This window comes from Pseudoflavonifractor phocaeensis, from assembly GCF_016901735.1.
Classification (GTDB): Bacteria; Bacillota; Clostridia; order Oscillospirales; family Oscillospiraceae; genus Pseudoflavonifractor_A.
The window spans coordinates 1-714 of sequence record NZ_JACLZC010000174.1; the positions used below are offsets into that span (position 1 = coordinate 1).

General features: G+C 56.3%; 1 protein-coding gene. It reads left to right on the top strand.

Annotated elements, in window-relative coordinates:
* Positions 1-714 (top strand): recombinase family protein (locus tag H7U37_RS15105; RefSeq protein ID WP_204876983.1); only part of this gene is annotated, 714 nt, incomplete at both ends.

Sequence of the window (714 nt, forward strand, 5' to 3'; positions counted from 1 at the left end):
GCCGAGGTGGTACGCCGTATCTACCGCATGGCGCTGGACGGGTACGGGCTGGCTGAAACTGCCGCTGCCCTCGGTGCGGATGGGATCGTCAACCCGACCTACTACTGGCGCAGCAAGGGCACAAGCAGAGGCGGCTCCAAAAGCACCGTGGAGCCCACAAAATGGGGGCACACCACAATCAAGAAGATTTTGACCACGCAGGAATACTGCGGTGATGTCATCAACTTCAAAAGCTATTCCAAATCCTATAAAATGAAGCGCCGGATTGAGAACCTGGAGGAGAACCGGGCAATCTTCCTCAATGTCCATGAGCCTATCATTGACCGGCCAACTTGGGAAAAGGTGCAGGCGTTAAAAGCCGGGACACGGCGCAAGCGCCCCACCGTTACCCAAGAGCCCAGCGTCTTTTCCGGCTATCTGAAATGCCCAGAGTGCGGCGGCAATCTGAATTTCCATTTTAACCAGGGCAACCACGATATTAAATTCTTTAGCTGCCAGAACCACAATTCCGGGCTCCGCAAATGCTCGTCTACCCACTATATCCGGCTGGACTTCTTGGAGCAGGTCGTGCTCTACGAGGTACACCGGCTGGCCTGCTTCGCTAACGAATACGAAAACGACTTCATCAAGGCGATGGTGGGCCGCTCCGCCAAGGTAGCGGAAAATGACCGGGTACGCAAGAAGCGGGAGCTGGACGGGCTGCTGGCCCGGGAC